The following is a 24,433-nucleotide window of genomic DNA, read 5'->3' on the forward strand; positions in this document are numbered from 1 at the left end:
ACGAGAGGACGCTTCCGACATGCACGCAGACCTGTCCCGCATCAACTTCCGGCCGGAGCGCGGCTATTCCGCGGTGGTCGCCCAGCAGGGCCGCGTCCAGCTGGATTCGGACGCGAACGAGCAGGCGCTGATCCAGTTGCACGAGCAGCGGACGGTGCTCACCGACCTGATCGGCCCGCACGGCGGCCCGGTGGACGCGACCGGCTTCGGCATCGAGCGGATCGCCGGTCCGCACGGGTTGTCGGACCTGGCGATCGGCGGTGGCCGCTACTACGTGGGCGGCATCCGCTGCGACGCCTACCGCCCGGCGCCGGGCGAGGCGGTGCCGGACGAGGACGAGCCGGTGCCGCCGGTGGAGCAGCCGTCCAGCTGGACGTACTGGAACCAGCCGGACGGGTTCCGGGACGTGGAATCGCCCGCGGATCGGCTTCCGGACGAGCCGTACCTGGTGTACCTCAAGGTGTGGGAGCGGATCGTGACCGCCGCCGAGGACCCGCAGCTGCGGGAGGTGGCGCTGGGCACCGCGGCCCCCGACACCTCGGCGCGGGTGAAGGTGGTGTGGCAGGTGCTGGCGCTGCCCGCCGCCGAACTCGGCGTCACGAACGCGGATGCGCCCGCGGAAGCCGTGCGCGAGGCGTTCGACGAGTGGTCCCGGCAGCAGCGCGCCCAGCGCCCGTTGCTGGCGGCGCGCAGCAAGCGGCCCGCCGACGCGGACACCGATCCGTGCCTGGTGCACCCGGAGGCCCGCTACCGCGGACCGGAGAACCAGCTGTACCGGGTGGAGATCCACGAGGGCGGTGCGGAATCCGGCGCCACCTTCAAGTGGTCCCGGGAGAACGGGTCGGTCGTCTTCCCGATCGAGGAGGTCGACGGCACCTGGGTGGCGCTGGCCTCGCTGGGCGGGGACGAGAAGCTGGACCTGGACGTCGGCGACCTGGTGGAGGTCGTGGACACCGCGTACACGAGCCGGTCGGAGCCGGAACCGCTGCTGCAGGTGGAAGAACTGGACCTGCCGGAGCGCCGGGTGCGGCTCTCGGCGGAACCCGAGGTCGGCCGGGACGCGCTGCTGCACCCGTTCCTGCGCCGCTGGGACCAGCGCGAAGGCAGCAGGCAGCCCGGCGCCCCGACCCGCCCGATGCGCGGCGGCGCGATCCCGGTGGAGGAAGGGCGGTGGCTGCGGTTGGAGGACGGCGTGGAGGTGCACTTCAAGCGCACCGACCCGAACCGGCCCGCGTACCGCACCGGCGACCACTGGCTCGTCCCCGCCCGCACCGCCACCGGCGACGTGGAGTGGCCGACCGACGCCGGGAGCCGCCCGCTGCTGCGCGAACCGACCGGCATCGTCGTGCAGCACGCGCCGCTGGCGTGGGTGGCGGGCGAGCAGCAGATCGTGGACCTGCGGTTGACGTTCGGGCTCACCTGAGCCCGGTGCGGTGCGGTGCGGTCGAGGCGGGTCGCACCACAACTGAAAGCCGATTCGGTGCGGACGAAAACCGTTGCACCACCGTCGAAATCCGATTCGGTGCGGTCGAAGATCGGTGCGGTGCAGCCGGAACCCGTTGCTGCGCGGCCGGAGCCGGTTCCAGCGCGACCGGAGCTGTTCGCCGGGGAGCCCGGCCGGGATGTGGGGGAGTGCCCGGCCGGGCTCCTTCCTGCGCGGCCGGGCGGTCGGGGAGGGACCGCGCCCGGCCTGACCTCGCCGGAGCGGCGAGGCCCCGGCCCGCGGCTGGTCGGGGAGTCAGCGCGGCGGGCCGAGCATCTCTTGCTGTGGCGGTGAGTTGTGCCGTGCGAGCGCGTCGAGGCGATTCCGCTGCGTCCTGCTGCTCGTGGGATCTCCGACGACGAGGGTTCCCGTGATCGCCGGTGTCAAACCCCGGCGTCGCGCGCCGCGTGCAGCACGGCGTTGCAGTCGGCGCAGGACGGCGCCCGCACCCAGTCCTCTTCGGACACATCGGCGGTCAACGCGGTGCGCGCGCCGCACATCGACGTCCCCTCCGGCTGCCCGTTCCACCGCGGACCCCGGAACGCGTGCCGCACCCCGTCCGCCGCGGGCCGCCAGAAGTGCCGCGAACTCACGCGACCCGCCGTGCGCAGACCCGGCACATCGCCCGATCCGCCACCCCGTCCGGAATCCGCGGGGACCGCCGCAGGTGCACCGGTCCGTAGACGTAGGTCCCGCACTCCGCGGCCAGCGCCCCGCCACCGGCCCGGCCCACCGCGTGCCACCGCGTGTCCGCCGGACCGCGGGAGGCCGCCCACGCCGAGATGGATGCGTCGGAGAATCGATCCTCCCGATTGTGGGTAATTCCGAAGTGGAACTGTCCGATCGGGCTGTCGTCGGATCGGAGCGGAGTTCCCGCCGCGCTGCTCTGGAACGAATTCATCGTTGCACTCCCTCGGATTTTCGCTGCCCCCGGTTCCGCTGTCGGGGTGGGCTGGCATCATGCCCGGATCGGCTCGCCGTCGTCCGAGAACCATGGACCGCAGGCGGTTTCGCCGACAACGGCGCGGTACTAGCCGCATCGGGTGATCAGGTAGGTGGGCCCGCGACGGATGCGATCTCGCGGGAGCGACGACACGGAGCGCGAATGGCGAGAACTCCGAAGAACCAGGCATTGGGAAAGGCGCTGCGGCAGGCCCGCGAGGAGAACGGGTTGACGTTGCGCGCGCTCGCGAAACGACTCGAACGCGACCCCGGGGTGCTCTCGCGCTGGGAGACGGGTGATCGGACACCGCGCCCCGAACAGGTGGCGCAGGTGCTGACCTCGCTGGGCGTCAACGGCGCGCGGTACGAGGAGGTCGTCGACCTCGCGCACGGAGCCGACGCCCCCAACTGGGTGGCGACGACGCTTCCGGCGCAGCGGCAGCAGTTGGAGGCTCTGATCGACTTGGAGCGGCGGGCGACGAAGATCGTCGAAGTGTCCCCGCTGATGATTCCGGGGTTGCTGCAAACGAGTGATTACAGCGCTGCTGTCATGCGGGGAGGAGGTGTGCCGGAAGCGGAGCTCGTCTCCCGAACGTCCTTGCGTAGCAGTCGTCGAGAGTCGGTGACGGGATCACAACCCGCTGACCTCGTCGCGTTCATCGGGGAAGCTGCGTTGTACCAGGTGATCGGGGACAGATCAGTCCTGGTTTCGCAGCTTCGATTCCTCGATCAGGTGGCGGCCAGGCCGAACATTGAACTTCGCATCGTTCCGCTGGCCAGCGGTTGGCATCCGGGGTTGGAAGGCCTCTTCCTGCTCATCCGAACCGGCTTGGAGGAGGTCGTCCATTTGGAGAATCGTAAGTCCGGACTCTTCCTGCACGAGCAGGCCGATGTGAAGATCTACCGAGAAGCCGTCGGCATGGTCGAGCGAGTGTCGCGGAGCGCGCACGAGTCTCGGGCCATCATCGCCGACCTCGTCAGGAGGATGGAGGAGCGCCGATGAGCGCGGAACGCACCTGGATCAAGTCGAGTCGCAGCCAGAACACCGCGACGTGCGTCGAGGTGACGACGACGTTCGACGAGATCCGCGATTCCAAGGACCCGAACGGCCCGACCCTGAAGGCCGCCGTCACCCCGTTGGTCCGGGCGATCAAGTCCGGGCGCTTCGACACCTGAAACCCCGTCCAGATCACCAGGTGAATGGCTCATCAGCCCAGAGACGTTGGTCCGATGGGCCATTCACCTGATGCGGTGCCCGCCGGACGAAACCCCGAGGGAGTACCCGTGCCGACCACTCCGCGATGGATCAAATCAACCCGCAGCCAGAACACCACGACGTGTGTCGAGGTGGCCACGGCCCTCGACGAGATCAGAGACTCCAAGAACCTGACCGGCCCGACCCTCAAGGCCGCCGTCACCCCGTTGGTGCAGGCCATAAAATCCGGCCGCTTCGACGCCTGACGCCGAGCAGATCACCAGGTGGACGATCGATTCGCCCAGGAAGGCTCGTCGACGGGCCGTTCACTCGATGCGGCGTCCGATGGGCTTCAGCGAAGGGAGCATCCGGTGACCACCACCCAGGTCTGGATCAAGTCGACCCGCAGTCAGAACACCTCGACGTGCGTCGAGGTGACGACGAGCCTCGATGAGATCCGCGATTCCAAGGACCCGACCGGCCCGACCCTGAAAGCCGCCGTCACCCCGTTGGTCCGGGCGATCAAATCCGGCCGCTTCGACGCCTGAAGTCCCGTCCAGATCACCGGGTGAATGGCTCATCAGCCCAGAGAGGTTGGTCCGATGGGCCATTCACCTGATGCGGTGCCCGCCGGACGACACCCCGAGGGAGTACTCGTGACGACCACTCCGCGATGGATCAAATCGACCCGCAGTCAGAACACGGCGTCATGCGTCGAGGTGACGACGACGTTCGACGAGATCCGCGATTCCAAGGACCCGAACGGCCCGACCCTCAAGGCCGCCGTCACCCCGTTGGTGCAGGCCATCAAGTCCGGCCGCTTCGACGGCTGACCCGGCGAGTTCACCAGGTGAATGACCCATTGGCCCAGCCGGACTGGGCGAATGGGTCGTTCACCTGGTCGGATCGGCGCCCGGTCGCGGCGGTCGGCGCTTCGCGGCCGGGTCGGTGCTTCTTCCGTATGGTGATCGTGTGGCGGCAGTCCACGACGGCATCCGGGAGGACGGGGCGACATGCGTGCGGTCAGGTACCACCAGTACGGCGGCGTGGAGAACTTGGTGGTCGACGAGGTGCCCGAACCGCACCCCGGCCCCGGTGAGGTCCGCATCCGGGTCGCGGCGGCCGGGGTGAACCCGGTCGACTGGAAGGTGCGTTCCGGTGCGGTCCGCGACTTCCTGCCGCTGGAGCTGCCCGCGATCCCGGGCCGCGACGCCGCGGGCGTCGTCGACGAGATCGGCCCCGACGTGTCCGGTGTGGACCTGGGCGACCGCGTGTTCGGGCTGGGCGGTGTCACCGGTGCGACGGCGGAGTTCGCGGTCCTGTCGGCGTGGGCGCCCGCGCCCGACGAGTGGGACGACGCGCAGGCCGCCGGCGCGGGCTTGGCCTCGGTCACCGCGATCGGCGGGCTGAACCCGCTCGGCCCGCTGCACGGCCGGACGCTGCTGGTGGAAGGCGGTGCCGGGGGAGTGGGCAGCGCGGCGGTGGAGATCGCCGTCGCCCGCGGCGCCACCGTGATCGCCACGGCGAGCGAGCGCAACCACGCCTACCTCGCGTCGCTGGGCGCCGCGCCCACCACCTACGGGCCGGGGCTCGCCGAACGCGTCGCCCGCCTCGCGCCGAACGGCGTGGACGTCGCGCTGGACACCGCCGCCTCCGGTTCGCTGGCGGACCTCGTGGCGATCGTCGGGGAGCCCGGCCGCGTGTCCACGGTCGCCGATCACGCGGGCGCCGCGAGCCTGGGTGTGCACCTGGCGAACGCCGAGAACAACCCCGCGTACCTGGCGGAAGCGGCGGAACTGGGCCGGGAAGGCCGCTACACGCCGCAGATCGAGCGGACCTTCCCCTTCGCGGAAACCGCCGACGCCCACACCTACGTCGAACGCGGCCACGTCCGCGGCAAGGTCACGATCTCCTTGTAGGCGTGGAGATCAGGTGCCGAGCAGGCGGGCGCGGGCGCGCAGCGAAGCCGGGTCGGTGAACCCGGTGAGCAGCTCCGCGGCTTCCTGCCGGGCCTGCTCGGCTTCGTCCCCGACCCAGCCGAGGGCGGTGGCGAGGTGGTCCAGGACGGTGGCGAGCCACCACGGGTCGTCGAGCTCGCGGAACGACTTCGCCGCCGTCCGGTGGAACCGGGCGGCTTCATCGGCGCGGTCCAGAGCCCGGTACGCGGTGCCCACCGCGTCGATCGCCTCCGCTTCCCGGGCGTGGTCGGCGAGCCTGCGCTGCATCGCGGCCGACCGGTGGAACGACTCCAGCGCTTCGGACGGATGGCCGAGATCGACCTGCACCCGCCCGAGTTCGAGTGACCAGAACGCCTCCCACGCCCGGTTCTCGTGCTCGTGCGCGATCACCAGCGCCGCCTCGACGAACCGCAGTGCGTCGTCCGGGCGCCCGAGCCCCCGGTGGGCGTGGCTGAGTCCGCGCAGCGCGTCGCCGCGGCCGCCGGGGGAACCGAGGCGGGTGTAGCGGTGCACCGCGTCCCGGAGCAGCTCGGCCGCCTCCTCGAACGATTCGAGTCCTAAATGGACGTTCGCGGTGCCGTTGGTGGACACCGCGATCCAGTACTCGTCCCCGGCTTCGGTCGCCAGCCGCCGCGTCTGCTCGAACATGCGCAGCGCCCGCTCCAGCTCGTGCCCGCGCAGGTGTGCCATGCCCACCGCGTTGGTGGAGGCCAGTTCGCCCACCCGATCACCGAGCTCCCGGCGCAGTTCGAGCGCGGCCAGCTGGAACCGGATTCCCTCGCCTCGCCGCGCCGCCTGGGTGTGCGCCTTGCCCAAGCTCTCCAGCATGTCGGCCTCGGCGTGGCGATCCCCGCAGGCGCGCGCCGCCCCGAGCCCGATGGTGCTGGTGGCGAACCAGTCGTCGAACTGGTTCCGGCCCGCGTAGATGCCGCGCAGCACCGCGGGGAGCCGGCACGCCGCCTCGTGCAGGCCCGCGTCCGCGGCGGCCCGCGTCGCGGCGACCAGGTTCACCCGCTCCCGCTCGTACCAGCGCGCCGCCTCGTCCGGGGTGCCGAACTCCGGGACCGGCGCACCGGAACCCTCGCCCGCCGGTCGCCGGTGCCCCGGGGCGAGCATCCGCACCGCCCGGTCGGCGCCCGCCGCGTACCAGCGCACCGCCCGCTCCAGCGCGGCGCGCGCGGTGTCGGCGGATTCCTCGGTGCGCGCCTGGTCGGTGGCGTAGGCGCGGAGCAGGTCGTGGAACTCGTACCGGTCCGGCCGCGGCTGTTCCAGCAGGTGCGCGCCCGCCAGGTCGTCCAGCAGCCGCCGCGCGCGGCTCACCGGCACGTCGGCCAGCGCGGCCGCCGCGGCCGACCCGAAGTCCTTGCCGGGGTGCAGTCCGAGCAACCGGAACAGGCGGCTCGCATCCTTCGACAGCGCCCGGTAGGACCAGGCGAACACGGAGCGCACCGCATCGGCGTCGTCGTCATCGCCCGCGGTCAACGCGTCCCACAGCGCGGATTCGTCCCGCAACTCCTCGATGAGGTCGCGCAGCGGCGCCGTCGGCCTGCTGATCGCGCGTTCCGCCGCGATCCGCAGCGCGAGCGGCAGCCGCGCGCACAACCGGGCCAGTTCGTCCAGCTCCGCGTCGTCGTCCGGCCCGCGATGCCCGGCGGCGAGGCTCCGCAGCAACCGGACCGCCTCCTGCTCGGGCAGGACGCCGAGCGTCACCCGCCGTGCACCGTCCCGCGCGACCAGCCCGGAAAGCCTGCTGCGACTGGTGATCAGCGTGAGGCACGCACCGCTGCCCGGCAGCAGCGGGCGCACCTGCCCGACGGTCGCCGCGTTGTCCAGCACCACCAGCATCCGTCGCCCGGCCAGCAGCGAGCGGAACAGGGCCGCCCGCGACTCCAGGTCCGCCGGAATCTGCGCGCCGGGCACGTTCAGCGCGCGCAGGAAGCGGTCCAACGCCTGATCGGGCGTGACCAGCGGACCCGGGTCGTAGCCGTGCAGGTCGACGTACAGCTGCCCGTCCGGGAAGCGCGGCGCCATCCGGTGCGCCCAGTGCACGGCCAGCGACGTCTTGCCCACTCCGGCGGTGCCGACCACCACGCACGGCGCCGTCGTGCGCCCCGTCTCGTCGTCCGGCAGCAGCAGGTCCAGCTGGTCGAGTTCGGTGCTCCGGTTCACGAATCCCGGCGCGTCGGCGGGCAACTGGCGGGGCACGCCGCCTTCCGGACCGCCCGGGTTGTGGAAGTGGATGCCGCCCTCGACCCGGCCGGCCTGCACCACTTCCTGCGCTCTGCCGGAAAGCTCGTTCCTGGACTCGTCGCCGCCCCGCGTCGGCATGGCACCCACCCCGGCTCAGACGGACGGCGCGTCGCAACCCGCGGGCCGCAATCCCGCCACTGCTCGATCGAAGTACGCGTCGATCGGTTCCCCTGCGTGGTCCAGGGCATCGATCAGAATCATCCAGCGGTCCGCGGTCGCCCGGTCGATGCAGCGAATCGCGCCGACGGCCTCGCCTTCCGAGTCGTACTCGACTTCGTACACGGTGTCCGGGCCGATCACGAAGATCTCCGGCAGCGGACCGTTCCGCTCCCACTGCTCCAGCAGGTCGGCGTTGACGATGCTGACCGCGGCACCGGCCTGGTGCCGGATCAGCAGCGAGTTCAGCTCCCAGATCAGGTAAGGGCTCAGCGGTTCGGTCACGACCCGCACGCGGCGCACGCTGAAGCCGTGCGCCGCGACCCGCTCGAAGTAGTCCCGAAGTTTCGGTCGCCGTTCTTCGAGCAGCCGCAGCGACCGGTCCCAGTCCCCTGCGTTGAACGCATTCCAGCTGGGGCTCTCCGGTTGCCGGAACGTCTGCCTGCGTTCGAGCTTCCAAGCGATGGTGTTCCCCGGTCGCCAGAACCGTTCGTTGAAATCGGCGAGGTACTCGTCGAGCGTCAGCTCGTCCCCGGAGATCGAGGCCCGGAGTTCGGTGATCGAGGTCGTGTCACTCATCAGGGATGTCCCCCTTCGCGGACCTGAGCATCGATCCGGGGATGACGACGAGCCGTTCGTCGAATCCGACGTTCACCCCGTGCGGCAGTGCGCCGGCGTAGGAATCGGTGAGGTCGCGTCCGATCACGGCGACGTCGCCGTTGTCCAGCTCCCAGATGTCCGGGCAGGTCGGTTCGTCGTCGGTGTGGCCGAGTTCGAGCGCGGATTTTCCCAGTCTTCTTCGAAAGGTCGCAGACGCGTCCGCTTCCCAAGGTCGTGGCATGGTCATCCCCTCCGCTGATCGTGGACCCGGCGGGACGAGGCCGCGGAAAGCAGCCTCGTTCGGGGAAGCATTCCTCGATCACTGCCTTGTTGGAAACTTCCCGCTTTATGGTTCGATCGCCTGGAGGAATTCATTGTAAAGACGCGGCGAAGGGGTGTGGGGATGCCATTACTTCGCGTCACTCGGATGAGTGGGATTGATGCCTGATCAGTGGAGAAATGCTGCACAAGTGCGGTTTCGCCCGCGAAATCCGCACGGTCTGAGAGCGAAGTATCCGCAGCTGGCGCCCCCTGGCGCCTGCATAAGCAACCCGGAATACTCATGGTGCACCGAAGGTAACACCTCTGTCGGTGAATTCGCCCCGTGAAGCATGATCGTTACGCATCTTCGACCGAACGCGCCCAATTCGAAAATCCCGCCGCCGCACCGCCCAATCCCCGCCGGTGAACGGCCCACCCGACTCGGCTGATGGGGCGAGTGGGCCACTCACCTGACGTGGAACCCGCGGCCGAGCCCGGTGCGGAGTCCGCCGACGGTCCCCAGGGCGGCGCTCCGGTCGACGGGCGCTTCGGCCGCGGGCGGGAATCGCGTGCGCCTCGCCGTCGGCGGCGCCGGTAATCTCGCCGCATGCGCACGGTGTCGCCGCTCGTCGGGCGGGACGAAGAGCTTCGCCGGCTCGAACAGCTGACCTGGGCCGCGGCCGAGGGGCGTGGCGGCGCGCTGGTGCTGCGCGGGGAGCCGGGCATCGGCAAGAGCGCGCTGCTCGACCACCTCCGCCGGACGGACGGTTTCCTGGTCGCCGAGGCGTCCGGGGTCGAGTTCGAATCGGAGCTGCCGTTCGCCGGGTTGCACCAGCTGTGCCTGCCGCTGCTCGGGCGGGTCGCGGAGGTGCCGAAGGCGCTGCGCAACGCCTTCGGTTCGGCCGGTGCGCCCGACGCGTTCCGCATCGGGCTGGCGGTGCTGGAACTGATCGGCGACGCCCGGCGGGAACGACCGGTGCTCTGCGTGATCGACGACGCCCACTGGCTGGACCACGCCTCGGCGAAGGTGCTGGCGTTCGTCGCGCGGCGGATCGCCGAGGAACCGGTGGCGATGGTGTTCGCGGCCCGGAACGGGTTCGACGAACTCCCCGGGCTGCTGCTCGGCGGACTGCCCGAGGCGCAGGCGCGCCGGTTGTTGCGCGCCACGCTCGACGAGCAGGTGCGGGACCGCATCCTCGCCGAGGCGCGCGGGAACCCGTTGGCACTGCTGGAGTTGCCGGGGGAGGGCGGTGAGCCACCGGTGACCTCGTCCGTGCCGCACCGGATCGAGCTTTCCTTCCGCACCAGGTTCGCGCGGCTGCCCGCGACCGCCCGGGCGCTGCTGGTCGTCGCCGCGGCCGAACCGGCCGGAGACCCGGTGCCGGTGTGGGCCGCCGCCCGCGAACTCGGCATCGACGGCGGGGCCGCCGCGGTGGCGGAGATGTCCGGACTCGCCGAGTTCGGCACGCGGATCAGGTTCTGCCATCCGCTGGCCAGGTCCGCCGTCCTCCGCGCCGCCGACGCCGAACAGCGCCACGCCGCGCACCGGGCGCTCGCCGCCGTCGCGGACCCGGTCGCCGACCCGGACCGCCGCGCGTGGCACCGCGGCCAGTCCGGCACCGGCCCCGACGAGGACGTGGCCGCGGAACTGGAGTCGGCCGCGGCCCGGGCCGGCGCGCGCGGCGGTGTCGCGGCGACCGCCGCCGTCCTCGAACGCGCGGCGGCGCTGTCGCTGGACCCGGTGCGCCGCACCGACCGCACGTTCGCGGCCGTGCGGGCCCGGCTCGCGGCGGGCGGCGTCGAGGCGGCGGCCGAGCTGCTCGCGACCGCGGCCACCGGCGGCCTCGACGAGCGGCGGCGCGCCGAGGCCGACCTGCTGCGCGGCCGGATCGCGTTCGCCGCGGGCGGCGAGGACGGGCCGGTGTTCATGCTCCGCGCCGCCCAGCGCATGTCCGAAGTGGACCCGGCGGTGTCCCGGGAGCACCACCTGGACGCGTTGGAGATGGCGCTGGTGGTGGGCCGGGCGTCCGGGGTGCTCGACGCGGTGCTGGACGCTGCCGCGCCCGCACCGGGGCCGCCGGACGTCCTCGACGCGCTGGTGGCGTTGGAGACGCGCGGCCACCGGGCGGCGGGCCCGCTGCTGCGCGCCGCCGTCGCCGACGACGCCGCGATCGCCGCCCGCCCCGCGCTCGCCGCCATGATCGCGGCCGAGCTGTGGGACTTGGACGCGCACGCCGACGTCACCGGCCGGATCGTGCGGGCGGGCCGCGCCTCCGGCTCGCCGATGGTCGTGCGGCTCGGCCTCGCCCAGACCGCGTCCGGCGCCGTGCTCGCCGGTGACTTCGCCGCCGCCGCGTCGGCGATCGCCGAGGAGGAGGCCATCGCCGACGCCGCGGGGGAACCGCCGCTGCGGTACCCGCGCCTGCACCTGGCCGCGATGCGCGGGGACCACGGGGAACTGGCGCGGCTGGGTGGAGAGGGGGACGGTGCCGGGCAGCTCGCCGCCAACCTGCACTGGGCCACCGCGCTGCTGCACAACGGCCGCGGCGACTACCGGGCGGCACTGGCCGCGGCCGAGGCGGCGACGGGGCCCGGCGACCTGTTCCTCGCCGGGATCGCGCTGCCCGAACTGGTCGAGGCCGCTTCCCGCTGCGGTGCGCGGGCCGCCGCCGAAGCCGCCGCCGACTCGCTCGCCGAACGCACCCGGGCCGGTGGCTCGGCGTGGGGCCTCGGCGTCGCCGCCTGCGCCCGCGCGTTGATCAGCGGGGACGAGGACGACTACCGGGAGGCCCTCGACCACCTCGACGGTTCACCGACTGCCCCGCACCGGGCGCGGGCCCGGCTGCTGTACGGGGAATGGCTGCGCAGGCGCAACCGCGGGCTCGACGCCCGGGAGACCTTGCGCGCCGCGCACCGGGAACTCGCCGACCTCGGGATGACCGCGTTCGCCGACCGCGCCGCCGATGAGCTGCGCGCGGCGGGAGGACGGGTCACCGGACGTCCCGCGGCCGCCGCAGCGGAACTCACCCTCCAGGAACGGCACATCGCGCGGCAGGTGGCGACGGGCGCGACGTCGAAGGAGGTCGCGGAACGGCTGTTCCTCAGCCCGCGCACGGTCGACGCCCACCTGCGCAACATCTTCCGCAAGCTCGGCGTCACCTCGCGCAGGCAGCTCCGCGACCTCCCGGGAATCACTCCCTGACCCGCTCGCCATGCTGTCCGGGGGCGGCGCTGCCGCGGTACTCGCCGAGTCCTGCGACGAGCGCGGCGATGTCCGGCATGCCGTCGTACCGCCGCCGGTGCAGCTCCGCGATCTTCTCGGCGAGCCCGGGGTCCGGGTCGTCGGTGATGTCGAACGACGCGAACCTGTCCACCAGCGGCAACCCGACGCGGTCGGTGGCGAGGTGCGCCGGGTGCACCAGGTACTCCTGGTAGCCGTCCAGGTCGGCCAGCACGAAGACGGCGCCGTGGTCGTACTCGCCGCCGTGGTCCGGGCCGACGACGAAGGACCGCACCGCCGGGATGGTCCGGCCCTGGTTGCGCAGGCTCTCCAGCGCCTCCTCGACGCGTTCCGGGTCCGCGTCGGCTCGGAAGGTGAACCGGTTTCCGTGGTAGATCATCAGGATTTCCTCTCGTTGCGGTGCAGCGCCGCAGCGGTGCACGCGGCCGCGGCCAGCGCCGCGCCGGTCCAGGTGAAGGCGCCGGAGATCCCGGCCACCTCGATGAGCGGTTGCGCGACCAGCGGCGACAGGAACTGGCCGAGGAAGATCCCGGTGACCAGTCCGCCGAGCACCCGCCCGCGGCTGGCGGGCGCCGCGAGCTCGGCGAGCCGCAGGTTCAGGTCCGGGACCACGAGCCCGACGCCGACGCCGCCGACGAGCAGTCCGAGCACGACCGGCCCGGCGGAACCGGCGGTGCCGATCACCACCCAGCCCAGCCCGAGCAGCGCGGTGCTGCCCGCCGTGAGCACGTGCGGGGCGAGCCTGCCGCGCAACGCCGGGAAGGCCAGCGCGCCGACCGCGCCGGTCAGCGTGCTGCACGCGACGACGGCACCGGTGACCGCCGGGCCGAGGTGGAAACCGGTCAGCAGGAACGGCAGCTGCGTCGGCGCCATGTAGAACACGAGCGTCGCCACCAGCGCCAGCAGGTAGATCCGGCCGATCCGCCCGCTGTTCCGGACCCGGCCGGCGGCGGGCGGGTCCGCGGTGCGCGGAGTTCCCCGGACCGTCCGCAGCGCGAACGGCAGCACCAGCGCACCGGCGGCGTAGAGCCAGAACGGCAGCCGCCAGTGCACCGCCGCCAGCATCCCCGCCAGCGGCAGGAAGACGACACCGCCGAGGCTCGCGGCCGCCTGCTGCATCCCGAGGAACGCGGCCCGGCGCCGCCCGTCGAACCAGTCGGTGATCAGCGCGCTGATCGCGGTCATGAGCCCGCCGACGGCGACCCCGAGCAGCACCCGCGTCACCAGCAGCGGTCCCAGGCCGGTCGCGAAGTAGCCCGCCGTGCCCGCCACCGCGTACACCGCCAGCGCGCCGACCAGCAGCGGACGGCGGCCGAGCCGGTCGGCGAACGCACCGGAGATCGGTGCGCTGATCGCGATCGCCAGCGACGTGATCGTCAACGCCAGTCGCACCAGCACGTCGGCGCCCGCGAACGCGCCGGTCATCGCGGGCAGGCTCGGCGCGATCAGCGCCGCCGACATGATCGTCAACCCGGCCGCGGCCAGCACCGCCGCCCGCGCCGCCCGCGTCGGCGCCCCCTGAACCGTCGTTCCACTCACGACGTCGACCCTGGCACCGGCCCCGGGCGGAACGCGTCGGCGAAAACCACCTAGGCCGAACGCGTCGGACGGCTAGGTGGTTCGCGCGGTCAGGGGCCGTACTGGTTCGCGTGCGGTCGGCTCGGCTCCGCCCAGGAGATCAGCACGATGAAGAAGAAGCAGGTGGGCAGGAGCAGGCACCAGAAGCCGCTGCGGCCGGTGTCGTGCAGCCGCCGGATGCCGACGGCGACGAACGGGATCAACCCCCCGTACGCGACGGCGACGAAGATGAGGATCCCCAACCAGTGCCGGTTCTCCGGTACCGCAACCAGGAAGATCAGGGACGCGCAGATCACGGCCCCGTAGAAGAGGGCGAACAGCCAGAACTCGCTGCGCGAAGCGCGGCCCCTCGCCTGGAAGGACTTCCGAAGAGCACCGCGGACGGCCGCCGCGAAGGTGACCCGCGGTTGCGGGGGTCGCGGTGCGGGCTCGACATCGCCGAGATCATCTCTCATCACCCGACGAAGTGTTCAGCGAAATCCCCACTCCCGAGGCGAAACCGAAGACCCGCACCCGAACGGAGTCATGCGGAGGCCGGGCACGCAGAGGAGGCGTCCCGCAGCCGCGTCGGGCGACGTCGTACTCGTCCGGCGCCCGGCCGAACCGAGGACCGGCTGGGCGTTCGGGAAAGCGCGAGTTCGATGTGCGTGCGTGTCGCAGGCGTACCTCATTATCCTCCCCCCCCCCGTGGCGATAGCGGACATCACAGCCGACCTCTTGCGGGCGGCGATTGCGGAACACGACGAGTCGGGAGTGCGCGAGTTCTGCTCCCAGCACGGGTTTCCTGTTGCGCGTGACCACGTCATCATTGTCGGCGAGGAGCGCTACGGGGCGAGGGTCATCTGCGCCGCAGCGCACGGGCTGCTCCCCGGTCAAACGCCGTTGCGCCCCGAGGACGTCGATGAGCGCTCGGCGATCGATCTGCTGGAACGTGAAGGGTTCACCGTGGAAGCCGACGCCATCAGTGTCACTGCCGATCGGGGAAGCGCGTGGGCGGTGTTCTCGTCCGAGTCGCGGAAGTACGGCGGGAACGCGGGCTACGGCGACGTCCTGGGAGTGCAGTACGTCTACGACAACAAGGTCCCGAACCACCGCCGCGTCCAGGTCGGTGACGTCGTCGTCGTTCGCAACGACGTCCAAGTCCACGGAGTCGGGCGAATCCATCGCATCGAGAAGACGACGGGGGTCGACAAGATGCAGCTCGTCTGCCCGGACTGCGGCAGCGGCAGGTTCGACGAGCGCAAGCGGCAACGACCTCGCTACCGCTGTCGGACGGATTCGTGCCGTGGTGAGTTCGAGCAGCCGGCCGAGACCTCGATCGAGGTCGACCAGTTCACCGCGCTCCTCGGCGGAACCTGGCGCTCGCTCGACGGCGCGCTCGCGCCGGAGGAACTCAAGTCCGCACTGCTGGACCGAGCGGATCAGAACGCGATCCGCCCAGTCGATTCCCAGCTGCTCCAGGCGATGCTCGCCCGCCTGCTCGTGGAGGTCCCGCCGCTTCCACCGACCGAGGAGCAGGGACGGTCCCGAACGCCTCGAGGTGGTCGCCGTGCAGCGGTCACCAACGTCCGCAACGGTCAGGCGGCGTTTCGGACCGGCCTGCTGAGGCGGTACGGGGCCAGGTGTGCGATCACCGGTCCATGCCCGGTGGAAGCGTTGCAGGCCGCGCATCTCAAGGAGTTCGCCGAGCACGAAACGCATGACCTCGATGAGGGAATGCTGCTCCGCGCCGACGTGCACCTGCTGTTCGACAACGAGCTGTTGGCCGTCGACCCGGATTCCTGGCGCGTCGTCATCGCCCCGGTGCTCGACGCATACCCCGACTATTCGAGGCTGGCCGGTGCTGAGCTGGTCGAGGGCCCGAGCCCCGCGGCGGTGCGGGAGCACTACGACGCGGTCACCGCGGCTTGGGGTGGGGCGCGAGTCGGCGCCGAGCGGGACCGCGCATCGCTGTCCGGTTGAACGGAAGGGCCGGTAGCTTCACGAATGAGGTAGCGAGCCGACAGAACTTTCCCGGCCGGTCCCCGCGGCGCTCGTGACACCGCGGGGATCTCATCCGTGCTGCCGGTTCGCGGTCACCCCAGCTCGGCGAGGACCTTGGTGACGATGGTCGTGCGGGCGAGGCCGTAGCGTTCGTGGAGGGTGGGGAGGGCTCCCGCGTCGAGGAATTCGTCGGGGAGGGCGATGGGGACGACGCGCTCTTGCACGCCGCCCTTGGCCAGTTCCGCGGCGAGGGTCTCGAAGAGGCCGCCGACGACGGTGTGGTTCTCCAGGGTGACCACGAGCCTGCCGCCGCCGAGCTCGGCGAGCACCGTCTCCGAGTCGAACGGCTTGATGGTGGGGCTGTGCACGACCGACACGTCCACGCCGTGCTCGGCGAGGTCCTGCGCGGCCTGCAGCGCGCGCATCGTCATCAGGCCGCTGGAGACGAACACGACGTCGTTGCCGCCGCGCAGCACCGAAGCCTTGCCGAGCCGGAACTCGTAGTCGTACTCGTCGAGGACCGTCGGCACCTTCCCGCGCAGCAGCCGCAGGTACGTGGGCCCGTCCGAGGCCGCGAGCTGCGGCACCGCCTGCTCGATGTCCACCGAGTCGCAGGGGTCCACGATGGTCAGGTTCGGCATGCCCCGGAAGATGGCGATGTCCTCGGTCGCCTGGTGGCTCGGGCCGTATCCCGTGGTGAGCCCGGGCAAGCCGCCGATGATGTTGACGTTCAGGTTCGGTTCGGCGATGTCCAGGCACAGGAAGTCGTAGGCCCGGCGCGCCGCGAACACGCTGTAGGTGGAGGCGAACGGCACCAGCCCGACTTCGGCCATGCCCGCCGCGGCGCCGAACAGGAGCTGCTCGGCCATGCCCATCTGGAAGAACCGGTCCGGGTGGGCTTCGGCGAACACGTGCATGTCGGTGTACTTGCCGAGGTCGGCGGTGAGGCCGACGATCCGCCGGTCCTGCTCGGCGAGCGCGGCCAGCGCGTGCCCGAACGGGGCGGGTGCGGTCCGCTGCCCCGGGTCGGCGAACGAGGCGATCATCGCCGAGGTGGTGAGGCGCTTCGTGGTGGGGGTGCTCATGCGCTCGCTCCTTCGAAACCGGCGGTGAGCTGGTCGCGGCACAGCTGCCACTCGTGCTCGTCGATCCGCATGAAGTGGGCCTTCTCGCGGGATTCCAGCAGCGGGACGCCGCGGCCGATCTGCGTGTCGCAGAGGATCACCGACGGGGTGCCCTCCGGACCGGCCTGCTCGGCGGCCGCGTCGAACGCGGCCAGCAGCGCCGCCACGTCGTTGCCGTCGACGCGCTGGGTGAACCAGCCGCAGGCCGCCCACTTCTCCTCGGCCGGTTCGATGCTGAGCACCGATTCGGTCTTCCCGTCAGCCTGCAGCGCGTTCATGTCCACGATCGCGGTCAGGTTCCCCAGCCGGTGGTGCTTGGCGCCCATCGCGGCCTCCCAGGTGGAACCCTCGTCGAGCTCGCCGTCGGAGAGGAAGTTGAACACCCGCGGGGATTCGCCGCGCAGCCGCAGCCCCAGCGCCATGCCCACCGCGACCGCCAGGCCGTGGCCCAGCGAACCACCGGAGATCTCCATCCCGGGTGTGTAGGAGGCCATGCCGGACATCGGCAGCCGCGACCCGTCCGAGCCGTAGGTCTCCAGTTCCGCCACCGGAACGGTCCCGGCCTCCGCGAGCGCCGCGTACAGCGCGATGGCGTAATGGCCGGTGGACAGCAGGAACCGGTCCCGCTGCGCCCAGTGCGGGTCCGACGGGCGCAGCCGCAGCTGGTCCACGTAGGACACGGCGAGCACGTCGGCGACGCCCAGCGCCTGGCCCACGTAGCCCTGGCCCTGCACCTCGCCCATGTTCAGCATGTGGTGGCGCATCCGGTGCGCGGCCGCGCGCACCCGATCCGCGCGCGCGGCGAGCTCCGCCGGGCGCGACTCGCTCAATGCGGTCATGCGGTCCTCACTTCCTTTCCGGTGGCCGGATCGGTGTCCGGCAGTGTCGCGGGAGCGGTTTCCGGGGTGACCGCGGCGACGGCGGTCGAGACGATGCCCAGCAGCACGAACAGCAGCGCCGCACCGAGCCAGCCCGCGATGCCGTACAACGCGGTCGCCAGGAACGGCAGCAGGCCCGCGACCATCGAGGCGCCGTTGTAGCCCAACGAGATGCCGGACGAGCGCACGTCCCGCGGAAACTGCTCGGAGAACCAGGACGACTCCACCGCGAAGATCGGGTCGTGGCTCAGCAGCAGTCCCAGCGACACCGCCACCACCACGGCGATGCCCGCGCCCGTGTTCACCAGCAGGAACATCGGGATGCCGAAGGCGATGGTGAACACCGATCCGAGCAGGAACACCGGTTTCCGCCCGATCCGGTCCGACAGCGCGCCGAACAGCAGGTGGCTGAGCAGTCCCAGCGCCGACCCGACGATGGTGCCGACCAGCACGTGCTGCTTGTCCGCCAGCCCGGCCAGCACCACGTACGAGAGCATGAAGCTGGTGGTGATGTAGTAGCCGCCGGTCTCGGCCAGCCGCAGCGCCACGATCTTGAGGATCACCCGCCAGTCGCGGTGCAGCACCTCCAGGGCCGGGGTCTTGTGGATCTCGCCGCGGTCCTTCATGGCGGTGAAGTCGGGGGACTCGGAGATCTTCATCCGGATGAACATGCCCGCGCCGACCATCACGATCGACACCAGGAACGGCACCCGCCACACCCAGTCGCCGTCGAACACGGCCTCCGAGGCGAGGAACGCGCCGTTCGCCAGCAGCAGCCCCGCCGGGATGCCGATCTGCGGCACCGCGCCGAAGAACCCGCGCCTGCGTTCGGGGGCGTGCTCCACCGACATGAGCACCGCGCCGCCCCACTCGGCGCCGAACCCGATGCCCTGCACGATCCGCAGCAGGATCAGCAGCACCGGAGCCAGCGCCCCGACCTGCGCGAACGTCGGCAGCACCCCGATCAGCACCGTGCCCAGGCCCATGATCGCCAGCGACCACATGAGCACCGTCTTGCGGCCCAGCCGGTCCCCGTAGTGCCCGGCGAGGTAGCCGCCCAGCGGGCGGAAGAAGAATCCGACGGCGAGCGTGGCGAACGAGGCCAGCACGCCGAGGAGCTCGTTGCCGGTGTGGAAGAACACCGAGCCGAAGTAGGCGGCCGACGCGGTGCCGTAGATGAAGAAGTCGTAGCTCTCGACCGCGGTACCGATCATCGACGCGACCGACACCTTCGCCGGGTTGTCGCGCGGTGGTCCGGTCGTGGGCGCAGCGGACATGGTCTGCTCCTTTGCAGCGACCGCAGGGGACGCAGGGATTTCCGCGTGGTGCGGGGGAATCGGGTCAGGGCGCGGGGTAGGTCTCGATCACCCGCGAGTCGTCGCGCGCGCCCAGCCCGGCATCGGCGGCGCGCTCGTAGCGCTCCCGCGCCAGGTCCAGCAGCGGCGTGTCCGCCCCGGCCTGCCGGGCGGCATCGGCGACGAGGTTGCTGTCCTTGACGAAGATGCCGATGGTGCTGGTCACCTCCACGTCGGTGCCCTGCAACATGCGCGGCCCGCGATCGGTGAGCATCCACGACCCGGCCGCGCCGGACTCGACCAGCGACAGCACCTGCTCGCGGTCCAGGCCCAGTTCTCCGGCCAGCGACAGGGCTTCGGCGGCGGCGACGATGTGCACCGAGCACAGGTGCTGGTTCACCACCTTGATCGCTTGGCCGTCGCCGATGCGCTCGCCGACTTCGCGGATCGCGCCGAAGGACTCCAGCACCGGGCGGGCGGCGGCGATGGTCGCCGGGTTCCCGGCCGCGAACAGCGTCAGCTCACCGGTGCGCGCCCGCGCCACCCCGCCGGTGACCGGCACGTCCAGCACCAGCGCGCCGGCCGCGACGAGCCGCGATCCCTGCTCCCGCACGGCATCCGGGCCGACGGTGCTCATCACGATCCAGCGCTGCCCGTCGAGGTCGTTGCGGCGCAACGCCTCGTCGACGAGCGCGGCCAGCTGGTCCGGGGTCGCGACCATCACCACGACGAGCTCGGCGCGCGGCGCCGCTGCGATCGACGCGACCGCCGAAATCCCTTGCGCCGCAGCCCATTCCCGCGCGGACGGGCCCGGATCGACGGCGATCGTCGCGCGGCCCGCAGCGACCAGCCTGCTCGCCATGTGCCTGCCGATGGCGCCGATCCCCACGAACACGACGTCGGGTTCGCTCATGTGAAACCTCCTGCTCGGGCCCGGAAGCGGGCAGCGCGCACCGGCGCCCGGACGTCGGGCGCTGGTGGGTGGGTGGTGCTGGGTGCGGGTCAGCCTTCGCCGGTCAGCGAGGACCACACCTCGAAGTGGTGGCGCATCGCGGCCCGCGCGGCCTCGCCGTCGCGGTCCGCCACGGCGTCGACGATCCCGTAGTGGACGGTGTCGATGATCCGGTCCTCGCCCGGCGCCAGGGGAGCGCGTTCGACGGCGGCGCGGCGGCGGTCCACCACCTCGTCGCGCAGCACGTGGCCCAGCCCGTCGTGCAGCAGGGTGAAGATGGGGTTGTCGACGATGGTGAACAGGCGGCGGTGGAAGTCCAGGTCCGCTTCCAGCGCGCGGTCGTCCTCGCCCGCGGCGCTGGCGCGCACCATCTCGTCGACCAGGCCGCGCAGCACTTCGACGTCGTCGGCGGTCGCCAGCCGGGCCGCGGCCTCGGACATGCTGATCTCCAGCATTTCGCGGGCCGAGCGGAACTGACCGCCGCCGAGCTGGCCGAGCTCGTTCGACAGGTCGAAGTACAGCTGGATGAACCCGGCGTCCGGCACGCCCAGGTAGGAGCCGCGGCCCTGGGTGCGGGTCAGGAAGCCCAGCATCTCCAGCATCGACAGCTGCTCGCGCAGCGCGCCCCGGCTGATGTCCAGCGACGCGACCAGGTCCCGTTCGGTCGGCAGCCGGAGCAGGCCGGTGCCCGGTTCCGGCGTGGCCTGCTCGGCCAGGCTGCGCACCAGGAACGAGAGATCGACACCCACTGGACACCTCCTTTGGTAGGACCAATGCCGGATACGCTAAGCGCGCCGGGAAACCCTGTCAACGATTTGGTCCGACCTTTGCGGAGCGGGGAGTTCGTCGGGGGAGCCGGCGCCCGCGCGCGCCCGGCAGGCTCTCCGGCCGTCCCGTTCGTCCGAATGGAGTGTGTCCGTGCGCCGTTCACCTGCGATTCGAGTGAAACGGAGTGACCTGGAGCACATCGTGTTGAGGATGACCTGACGGCATGGTTTCTCCTGTAGCCCGGGGAGATCGAACCGGCCGTGCGCACGTTCGCGGCCGGCCAGTCGAGGAGGGGCGATGTACGACGCGATCATCATCGGAGCAGGGTCCGCGGGGGCGGCGGTGGCCGCGAGGCTCGCCGAGGACGACGGCAGGCGGGTGCTGCTCCTCGAAGCGGGCCCCGATTACCGCTCCGCCGAGACGCCGCCCGAGATCCGCGGCATCGAACCCGGCAAGACCAAGCTGGTCGAGCAGCTGGCCGCCACCCACACCTTCCCCGCGCTGCGCGCCACCAGGTCCGCCGCGCAGGAACCGGCGCGCTACGTGCGGGGCCGTGGCGTCGGCGGCAGTTCCGCGATCAACGGGCTGTTCGCGATCCGGCCGACCGTCGAGGACCTCGACGGCTGGGCCGCGCAGGGCTGCACCGGCTGGGGCCACCAGGACGTGCTGCCGCTGCTGAACCGGTTGGAGGACGACCACGACTTCGCCGACCGGCCGTACCACGGCTCCGGTGGGCCCATCCCGGTGCGGCGGCCGCGGCGGGAGGACTTCGCCACCGTCGAAGCCGCCGTGGACCTGATCGCGGACCGGCGCGGGCACCCGTGGGCGCCGGACCACAACGCGCCCGGCTCGACCGGGGTGTCGCCCTACGCCTACAACGCGATCGGCGAGCGGCGCGTCTCCACCAACGACGGTTACCTCGAACCGAACCGGGACCGGGCCGAGCTGCACGTCATCGGCGGCGCGCTCGTCGACCGCATCCGGTTCGACGGGAACCGGGCCATCGGGGTGCGGGCGATCATCGACGGCGAGCCCGTCGAGTACCGCGCCGCCGACGTCGTGCTCGCCGCCGGTGCCGTGCACAGCCCGGCGATCCTGCAACGCTCCGGCATCGGGCCCGCCGCCGAGCTGCGCGAACTCGGCATCGCGCCGGTCGCGGACCTGCCGGTGGGGCACGGGTTGCAGGACCACCCGTCGATCCTGCTGGCGCTCGCGCTGCACGAACCGCCGGACTTCGGCGGCCTGCCCGAACGCGGGCAGCTGTGCCTGCGGTTCAGCACCGGCGTCGACGACGAGATCAACGACGGGATGCTCGCCGCGCCGGGCGCGCTCGGCGTCGGCATCCCCGTCGCGGGCCTCCTCGGCTGGAACAACCGGGTCAACTCGACGGGGCGAGTCCGGATCACCGGCACCGATCCGACCGCGGACCCGGACGTGGCGTTCGACCTGCTCTCCGACGAGCGGGACCTGCGGCGGCTGCGCGTGGTCGTGGACGAGCTGCGCGCCTTCGCGGCACAACCGGAACTGCGGAAGATCAGCGCCGCGATGGGGCTCGGCGCGGGCATGCTCGATCCCGCGACCGCCCTGAACGACCGGGAATTCGCCGAGTTCGCGCTCGCCAACGTCTCCGACACCGCGCACGCCGCGGGCACCTGCCGGATGGGCGACCCGGACCGGCCGGACACCGTCGTCGACCCGCACGGCCGGGTGCTCGGCGTGGACGGCCTGCGAGTCGCCGATGCGAGCGTGTTCCCGTGGCTGCCGCGCGCGAACCCGCACCTGAGCGCCGTCCTCGCTGGCGAGAAGATCGCCGACTCGCTGCGGGCCGCCTAGGTGCGGTGCCGCGCGGCGCTGACCGGCGGCGGGCAGCTCAGCCGCGGAGGACGTCCGGGGTGAGTTCGGCGGGGCAGGTGTGCCCGGTGAGCCCCAAGGTGAGGTCCAGCTCGGCGACGATGTCGGCCACCGCGTCGCGCGCCCCCGCCGCCCCCGCCAGCGCCAGCCCGTACAGGTAGGGGCGGCCGACGCAGACCGCGTCCGCGCCCAGCGCCAGCGCCTTGACCGCGTCCGCGCCGGAGCGGATGCCGCTGTCGAACAGCACGGTCAGCTCCGCGCCGACCAGCGGCGCGATCTCCGCCAGCGCGTCCAACGCGGCGATGGAGCCGTCGACCTGGCGGCCGCCGTGGTTCGACACGACGACGCCGTCCACGCCCGCGTCCACGGCGCGGCGGGCGTCGTCGGGGTGCAGCACGCCCTTGAGCAGGATCGGCAGCGTCGTGCGCTCCCGCAGCGACGCCAGGTCCGCCCAGCTCAACGACGGCCGCGAGTAGGTGTCCAGGAAGGTGCGCACGGCCTCCCGCGGTTCCGGCGAGCGCAGGTTCCGCAGCAGCGGCCCGGGAAAGCGGCGGCTCATCGACAGCAGCGCGCGCACCGCGGCGACCGTGACGCGCACGTCCTCGCCGCCGCCGGAGCCCCGCGCGATCCGCTCCCGCACCATCTCCCGGAACCGCGGGTCCGAGGTGTACTGGGCGATGCCCTCGCCGCGCGCGAACGGCAGCGAACCCAGGTTCAGGTCTCGCGGGCGCCAGCCCAGCAAGGTCGTGTCGAGCGTGACCACCACGGCCTCCGCGCCGCTGCGCTCGGCGCGGGCGAGCAGGCTGTCCACCAGGTCCTCGTCGGTGCTCCAGTACAGCTGGAACCAGCGCGGCGAGTCGCCCATCGCGGCCGCGCAGTCCTCCATCGGCACGCAGGCCTGGCTGGAGAACACGTACGGCAACCCGAGCTCGGCGGCGGCCCGCGCCACCGCCAGGTCCGCTTCGGGGTGGAGCAGTTCGGCCGCGCCGACGGGCGCGAACAGCACCGGCGCCGGGATGCGGCGGCCGAACAGCTCGACGCCGAGGTCCCGGCGGGACACGTCGCGCAGCACGCGCGGCACGATCGTCCGGCGGTCGAACGCCGCGCGGTTGGCCCGCATCGTCGCCTCGGCTCCGGCGCCGCCCGCCACGTAGGCCCAGCCGCGGCGGGAACTCCGGCGCCGCGCCTTCCGCTCCAGTTCCCGGAAATCGGTGGGCACCCGCGGCCTGCGGCCGGTCACGCCCGCGCCGTAGATCGCGGACTGGCGGTCGCGGCCGAACCCGGCCTGCGCGGTCTCCTCGGACACGGTGGTTCCTCCCCGATGTCGCCGATGGGCCTGATCATCGCCGCCGGGGCGGGTCCGGGTCCACCGGATCAGTCGACGTGCTCGCGATAACCGGAGTTGATGATGTCGGTGAGGCGTTCCAGCTGTGCCGCCAGGTGCAGCCGTTCCTCGGGGGTGAAGGCGGCGTAGCCGCGGGCCTGTTCGCGGCGGCGCTGCGCGCGCAGCCGGTGCAGTGCGGTGGTGCCGCGCTCGGTCAGGCTGATCAGCACCCGGCGCTCGTCCTCGGGGCTGCGCCGTCGCGCCACCAGCCGCTTGCCCTCCAGCTGGTTCAGCATCCGGGTCGCGGTGGGCAGCGTGACGCCCGCGGCCGCGGCCAGGTCGCTGACCGGCAGTTCGGCGCCGGACGCCAGCGGCAGCACCAGCGCGAGCTGCGCCAGCGACAGCCCTTCGACGCCCGCGGCGTGCGCGGCCCTGGCCCGGCGCATCGCGAGGAACAGCGCGTCGGCGGCCTGCGCCAGCTCGTCCATCCCGGGATCGTCGAGGCCGGGTTCGCTGAGGCCGGGTTCGTCGGCTCTGGGTTCGCCGAGGTCGGGTTCCGGTTCCTGGTCGGGTCCGCTCATGGGTGCTAGCGTA

At 72.1% G+C, this 24,433-nt stretch carries 24 protein-coding genes; 10 read left to right on the forward strand and 14 right to left on the reverse strand.

Annotated elements, in window-relative coordinates:
* The first annotated feature begins 19 nt into the window (after positions 1-19).
* Positions 20-1,423 carry a DUF6519 domain-containing protein gene (locus AC29IT_RS26880; RefSeq protein ID WP_488220520.1) on the forward strand — a complete coding sequence of 468 codons (1,404 nt, stop codon included), beginning with the start codon at positions 20-22 and terminating at the stop codon, positions 1,421-1,423.
* Positions 1,424-1,866: 443 nt separating this feature from the next.
* Here the strand turns inward: AC29IT_RS26880 and AC29IT_RS26885 are convergent, their stop codons facing one another.
* Positions 1,867-2,076 (reverse strand): hypothetical protein, encoded by a 210-nt coding sequence (locus tag AC29IT_RS26885; protein ID WP_488220521.1) that lies wholly within the window; start codon positions 2,074-2,076, stop codon positions 1,867-1,869.
* 512 nt (positions 2,077-2,588) lie between these two features.
* Here AC29IT_RS26885 and AC29IT_RS26890 point away from each other — a divergent pair.
* From AC29IT_RS26890 to AC29IT_RS26915, 6 genes are all read left to right on the forward strand, one after another.
* Entirely contained in the window at positions 2,589-3,428 is an 840-nt protein-coding gene (locus AC29IT_RS26890; protein WP_488220522.1) for a helix-turn-helix domain-containing protein, read from the forward strand.
* Entirely contained in the window at positions 3,425-3,601 is a 177-nt protein-coding gene (locus tag AC29IT_RS26895; protein WP_488220523.1) for a DUF397 domain-containing protein, read from the forward strand. Before AC29IT_RS26890 ends, AC29IT_RS26895 begins: the two co-directional genes overlap by 4 nt.
* Before the next feature lie 108 nt (positions 3,602-3,709).
* Positions 3,710-3,886: a DUF397 domain-containing protein gene (locus AC29IT_RS26900; RefSeq protein ID WP_488220524.1), complete on the forward strand. Its 177-nt coding sequence runs from the start codon at positions 3,710-3,712 to the stop codon at positions 3,884-3,886.
* 105 nt (positions 3,887-3,991) lie between these two features.
* Positions 3,992-4,168: a DUF397 domain-containing protein gene (locus tag AC29IT_RS26905; protein WP_488220525.1), complete on the forward strand. Its 177-nt coding sequence runs from the start codon at positions 3,992-3,994 to the stop codon at positions 4,166-4,168.
* A 108-nt stretch (positions 4,169-4,276) separates the two neighbouring features.
* Entirely contained in the window at positions 4,277-4,453 is a 177-nt protein-coding gene (locus AC29IT_RS26910) for a DUF397 domain-containing protein (RefSeq protein WP_488220526.1), read from the forward strand.
* A gap of 180 nt (positions 4,454-4,633) precedes the next feature.
* The gene (locus AC29IT_RS26915; RefSeq protein ID WP_358433451.1) at positions 4,634-5,539 is read left to right on the forward strand and encodes an NADP-dependent oxidoreductase; all 906 of its coding nucleotides are present in this window, start codon (positions 4,634-4,636) and stop codon (positions 5,537-5,539) included.
* A gap of 9 nt (positions 5,540-5,548) precedes the next feature.
* On the opposite strand, the gene AC29IT_RS26920 is transcribed toward AC29IT_RS26915, so the two are convergent.
* Genes AC29IT_RS26920 through AC29IT_RS26930 form a run of 3 tightly spaced genes read right to left on the reverse strand, consistent with a single transcriptional unit; the run spans position 5,549 to position 8,825 of the window.
* On the reverse strand, positions 5,549-7,906 hold the full coding sequence (locus AC29IT_RS26920; protein ID WP_488220527.1) for an ATP-binding protein: 2,358 nt from the start codon (positions 7,904-7,906) through the stop codon (positions 5,549-5,551).
* 15 nt (positions 7,907-7,921) lie between these two features.
* Entirely contained in the window at positions 7,922-8,563 is a 642-nt protein-coding gene (locus AC29IT_RS26925; RefSeq protein WP_488220528.1) for a DUF6879 family protein, read from the reverse strand.
* Complete coding sequence (locus AC29IT_RS26930; protein ID WP_358433459.1) at positions 8,556-8,825, reverse strand: hypothetical protein; 270 nt, start codon at positions 8,823-8,825, stop codon at positions 8,556-8,558. Before AC29IT_RS26930 ends, AC29IT_RS26925 begins: the two co-directional genes overlap by 8 nt.
* 627 nt (positions 8,826-9,452) lie before the next feature.
* Between AC29IT_RS26930 and AC29IT_RS26935 the strand changes: the two genes are divergently transcribed.
* A complete protein-coding gene (locus AC29IT_RS26935; protein ID WP_488220529.1) occupies positions 9,453-12,047 on the forward strand; it encodes an AAA family ATPase in 2,595 nt (864 codons plus the stop codon).
* Here the strand turns inward: AC29IT_RS26935 and AC29IT_RS26940 are convergent.
* The 3 genes from AC29IT_RS26940 to AC29IT_RS26950 all read right to left on the reverse strand — a co-directional run bounded on the left by AC29IT_RS26940 (position 12,037) and on the right by AC29IT_RS26950 (position 14,119).
* Positions 12,037-12,465, reverse strand: coding sequence for a Dabb family protein (locus AC29IT_RS26940; protein ID WP_358433465.1), 429 nt, complete (start codon positions 12,463-12,465; stop codon positions 12,037-12,039). The genes AC29IT_RS26935 and AC29IT_RS26940 overlap by 11 nt on opposite strands.
* Positions 12,465-13,625, reverse strand: a complete 1,161-nt coding sequence (locus AC29IT_RS26945) for an MFS transporter (RefSeq protein ID WP_488220530.1) — start codon at positions 13,623-13,625, stop codon at positions 12,465-12,467. Before AC29IT_RS26945 ends, AC29IT_RS26940 begins: the two co-directional genes overlap by 1 nt.
* Positions 13,626-13,714: 89 nt before the next feature.
* Positions 13,715-14,119, reverse strand: a complete 405-nt coding sequence (locus AC29IT_RS26950) for a DUF805 domain-containing protein (protein ID WP_488220546.1) — start codon at positions 14,117-14,119, stop codon at positions 13,715-13,717.
* Positions 14,120-14,351: 232 nt separating this feature from the next.
* On the opposite strand from AC29IT_RS26950, the gene AC29IT_RS26955 reads away from it, so the two are divergent.
* A complete protein-coding gene (locus tag AC29IT_RS26955) occupies positions 14,352-15,626 on the forward strand; it encodes a ScoMcrA-related endonuclease (RefSeq protein WP_488220531.1) in 1,275 nt (424 codons plus the stop codon).
* Positions 15,627-15,739: 113 nt separating this feature from the next.
* On the opposite strand, the gene AC29IT_RS26960 is transcribed toward AC29IT_RS26955, so the two are convergent.
* The 5 genes from AC29IT_RS26960 to AC29IT_RS26980 form a co-directional block, all read right to left on the reverse strand.
* A complete protein-coding gene (locus tag AC29IT_RS26960) occupies positions 15,740-16,732 on the reverse strand; it encodes a transketolase family protein (protein ID WP_488220532.1) in 993 nt (330 codons plus the stop codon).
* Positions 16,729-17,610: a transketolase gene (locus tag AC29IT_RS26965; protein ID WP_488220533.1), complete on the reverse strand. Its 882-nt coding sequence runs from the start codon at positions 17,608-17,610 to the stop codon at positions 16,729-16,731. The genes AC29IT_RS26960 and AC29IT_RS26965 overlap by 4 nt, the downstream gene beginning before the upstream one ends.
* Positions 17,607-18,926, reverse strand: coding sequence for an MFS transporter (locus AC29IT_RS26970; RefSeq protein ID WP_488220534.1), 1,320 nt, complete (start codon positions 18,924-18,926; stop codon positions 17,607-17,609). The genes AC29IT_RS26965 and AC29IT_RS26970 overlap by 4 nt, the downstream gene beginning before the upstream one ends.
* A 64-nt stretch (positions 18,927-18,990) precedes the next feature.
* Positions 18,991-19,857, reverse strand: a complete 867-nt coding sequence (locus AC29IT_RS26975; protein WP_488220535.1) for an NAD(P)-dependent oxidoreductase — start codon at positions 19,855-19,857, stop codon at positions 18,991-18,993.
* Positions 19,858-19,946: 89 nt separating this feature from the next.
* A complete protein-coding gene (locus AC29IT_RS26980) occupies positions 19,947-20,645 on the reverse strand; it encodes a FadR/GntR family transcriptional regulator (protein WP_358433481.1) in 699 nt (232 codons plus the stop codon).
* Between the two features lie 316 nt (positions 20,646-20,961).
* Between AC29IT_RS26980 and AC29IT_RS26985 the strand changes: the two genes are divergently transcribed.
* Complete coding sequence (locus AC29IT_RS26985) at positions 20,962-22,497, forward strand: GMC family oxidoreductase (RefSeq protein ID WP_488220536.1); 1,536 nt, start codon at positions 20,962-20,964, stop codon at positions 22,495-22,497.
* 37 nt (positions 22,498-22,534) lie between these two features.
* On the opposite strand, the gene AC29IT_RS26990 is transcribed toward AC29IT_RS26985, so the two are convergent.
* Positions 22,535-23,821 (reverse strand): alpha-hydroxy-acid oxidizing protein, encoded by a 1,287-nt coding sequence (locus AC29IT_RS26990; RefSeq protein WP_488220537.1) that lies wholly within the window; start codon positions 23,819-23,821, stop codon positions 22,535-22,537.
* A gap of 68 nt (positions 23,822-23,889) precedes the next feature.
* On the reverse strand, positions 23,890-24,420 hold the full coding sequence (locus AC29IT_RS26995) for a MarR family winged helix-turn-helix transcriptional regulator (RefSeq protein ID WP_488220538.1): 531 nt from the start codon (positions 24,418-24,420) through the stop codon (positions 23,890-23,892).
* Between the last annotated feature and the right edge of the window lie 13 nt (positions 24,421-24,433).

Source organism: Saccharopolyspora sp. MMCC62 (genome assembly GCF_057736575.1).

What these genes read in the sequence shown, in the direction of transcription:
- AC29IT_RS26960 (WP_488220532.1), bottom strand. Translation starts at nt 16,732, where the DNA reads ATGAGCACCCCCACCACGAAGCGCCTCACCACCTCGGCGATGATCGCC.
- AC29IT_RS26970 (WP_488220534.1), bottom strand. Translation starts at nt 18,926, where the DNA reads ATGTCCGCTGCGCCCACGACCGGACCACCGCGCGACAACCCGGCGAAG.
- AC29IT_RS26920 (WP_488220527.1), bottom strand. Translation starts at nt 7,906, where the DNA reads ATGCCGACGCGGGGCGGCGACGAGTCCAGGAACGAGCTTTCCGGCAGA.
- AC29IT_RS26915 (WP_358433451.1), top strand. Translation starts at nt 4,634, where the DNA reads ATGCGTGCGGTCAGGTACCACCAGTACGGCGGCGTGGAGAACTTGGTG.
- AC29IT_RS26930 (WP_358433459.1), bottom strand. Translation starts at nt 8,825, where the DNA reads ATGCCACGACCTTGGGAAGCGGACGCGTCTGCGACCTTTCGAAGAAGA.
- AC29IT_RS26895 (WP_488220523.1), top strand. Translation starts at nt 3,425, where the DNA reads ATGAGCGCGGAACGCACCTGGATCAAGTCGAGTCGCAGCCAGAACACC.
- AC29IT_RS26985 (WP_488220536.1), top strand. Translation starts at nt 20,962, where the DNA reads ATGTACGACGCGATCATCATCGGAGCAGGGTCCGCGGGGGCGGCGGTG.
- AC29IT_RS26940 (WP_358433465.1), bottom strand. Translation starts at nt 12,465, where the DNA reads ATGATCTACCACGGAAACCGGTTCACCTTCCGAGCCGACGCGGACCCG.
- AC29IT_RS26975 (WP_488220535.1), bottom strand. Translation starts at nt 19,857, where the DNA reads ATGAGCGAACCCGACGTCGTGTTCGTGGGGATCGGCGCCATCGGCAGG.
- AC29IT_RS26995 (WP_488220538.1), bottom strand. Translation starts at nt 24,420, where the DNA reads ATGAGCGGACCCGACCAGGAACCGGAACCCGACCTCGGCGAACCCAGA.
- AC29IT_RS26950 (WP_488220546.1), bottom strand. Translation starts at nt 14,119, where the DNA reads ATGAGAGATGATCTCGGCGATGTCGAGCCCGCACCGCGACCCCCGCAA.
- AC29IT_RS26890 (WP_488220522.1), top strand. Translation starts at nt 2,589, where the DNA reads ATGGCGAGAACTCCGAAGAACCAGGCATTGGGAAAGGCGCTGCGGCAG.
- AC29IT_RS26965 (WP_488220533.1), bottom strand. Translation starts at nt 17,610, where the DNA reads ATGACCGCATTGAGCGAGTCGCGCCCGGCGGAGCTCGCCGCGCGCGCG.
- AC29IT_RS26880 (WP_488220520.1), top strand. Translation starts at nt 20, where the DNA reads ATGCACGCAGACCTGTCCCGCATCAACTTCCGGCCGGAGCGCGGCTAT.
- AC29IT_RS26935 (WP_488220529.1), top strand. Translation starts at nt 9,453, where the DNA reads ATGCGCACGGTGTCGCCGCTCGTCGGGCGGGACGAAGAGCTTCGCCGG.
- AC29IT_RS26925 (WP_488220528.1), bottom strand. Translation starts at nt 8,563, where the DNA reads ATGAGTGACACGACCTCGATCACCGAACTCCGGGCCTCGATCTCCGGG.